Raw genomic sequence first — 1,988 nt, forward strand, 5'->3', positions numbered from 1 at the left:
CCCATGCGCAGCACGATCTCGAACACCACCGCGTTGACCTCGTGCCAGCGCGCGAGGAAATCGGCGCCGTCGGCGCCGATCGGCTGGCTGACATTGTAGTGGATGTTGCCGTCGCCGAGATGGCCGAACGACACCGGCCGCGCCCCCGGGATCAGCTTCACCACTGCGGCATCGGCCTGTTCGATGAAATCCGGCACCGCGACCACCGGCACCGAAATGTCGTGCTTGATCGAGCCGCCCTCCGGCTTCTGCGCCGCCGACATCTCATCGCGCAGTTTCCAGAACATCTGGCGCTGGCCGAGGCTCGCCGCGATCACGGCGTCGTCGACGATGCCGTCTTCCAGGCCCTGGGCCAGGATCGCTTCCAGCGTGGCGCGGGCGTCATCGCGTGGCGACGACAATTCCATCAGCACGTACCAGCGGTGCTTGGCCGCCAGGGGGGCGCGGACGTCGATGCCGTGGCGAATCGAGAAGTCGACCGCGATATCGGACAACAGCTCGAAGCTGGTGAGCGTCCCGGCGGCCTCGACCTGGGAGATCGCGAGCAGTTTCAGCGCCTGCGCCGGCGAGGTCAGGCCGACATAGGCGGTCTCGATCGCGCGCGGCTTCGGGAACAGCTTCAGCGTCGCGGCGGTGATGATGCCGAGCGTGCCCTCGGCGCCGATGAAGAGGTTGCGCAGGTCGTAGCCGGTATTGTCCTTCTTCAGCTTCGACAGGAGGTTCAGGATACGGCCGTCGGCCAGCACCACTTCGAGACCGAGCGCCATTTCGCGCGCCACGCCATAGGCCAGCGCGGTCGTGCCCCCGGCATTGGTGGACAGATTACCGCCGATGGTGCAACTGCCCTCAGCGCCCAGCGACAGCGGGAACAGTCGGTCGGCCTCCGAGGCACGCTGCTGCGCGACCTGCAGGATCACGCCGGCTTCGCAGGTCATGGTGTTGGAGGCGGTATCGACCTCGCGGATCGCGTTCATCCTCCGCAGCGAGATCACGACTTCGCCATTATGCGGGGTCTGACCGCCGACCAGACCGGTATTGCCGCCCTGCGGCACCAGCGCGATTTTGTGCTCGCTGGCGAGTTTGCAGATGGCTGAGACTTCCTCAGTCGAGCCCGGGCGCAGCACCAGCGGCGACCGGCCGTGGAACAGATCGCGCTCCTCGGTGACATAGGGCGCGATATCGGCCTCATCCGTCACCGCATATTTGCCGCCGACGATGGCGCGGAATGTCGCGATCAATTCGGGTGAGAGCGCTGGCGCTGCAGGCTGGACGATGTTCATTGTTGTTTCCGGTCACTCCCGTCCGATGGCCGCGCGGCGCAGCCGGTCGTTGATGGCTTCTCCCAACCCGTCGTTCGGAATGGGCATCACCGCGATCGCCCGCAAGGCGCTGGCGTCGAGTGCCCTAAGATAACCGAAAAGATTGGCGGCGGCTTCATTGAGATCGCCGCCCGCGGATAAATTCATCGTTGCGGCGGCAGTTTCCGCGCCCGGCAGCATCGCCGGGCCGAACGCCAGCAACGCTTCGCCCGTCGCGACATGGTCGGCATTGAGCCGCACCGCCGTGCGCGGCGCATAGTGCGCGGCCATCATGCCCGGCGCCAGTGGCTGCGCGGTGTCGTTCTCGGCATCGCCTGGAGGGTAACTGAGCGGCCGGCCCAGCACGCGCTCGATCGCCTCGCGCGGCACGCCGCCGGGCCGCAGCAGCATCGCTGCTTCAAAACAACCGATAATGGTGGATTCGACGCCGACCGCAACCGAGCCGCCGTCAATGATCAACTCGATCCGCCCCGCGAGGTCGCTTTCGACATGGGCGGCCGTGGTCGGCGAGACATGGCCCGACAGATTGGCTGACGGCGCCACCACCGGCCGGCCGAAGGCCTCCAGGAGGGCGCGTGCGACGGGATGCGCTGGGACGCGGATCGCGACCGTCTCGAGGCCGGCGGTGGCAAGCTCGGCGACCGGGCAATCGGCCGTCTTGGGCAGCAC

General features: G+C 67.1%; 2 protein-coding genes. Both read right to left on the minus strand.

The genetic code is table 11. The features are described 5' to 3' along the window. Positions 1-1,280 (minus strand): FAD-binding oxidoreductase (locus WCB02_RS42585; RefSeq protein WP_423969189.1); only part of this gene is annotated, 1,280 nt, incomplete at its 3' end. Positions 1,281-1,292: 12 nt separating this feature from the next. Further along, the coding region (locus tag WCB02_RS42590; RefSeq protein ID WP_423969192.1) for an L-threonylcarbamoyladenylate synthase at positions 1,293-1,988 on the minus strand (696 nt) is incomplete at its 5' end.

It is taken from the genome of Bradyrhizobium sp., from assembly GCF_049581145.1.
Taxonomy (GTDB): Bacteria; Pseudomonadota; Alphaproteobacteria; order Rhizobiales; family Xanthobacteraceae; genus Bradyrhizobium.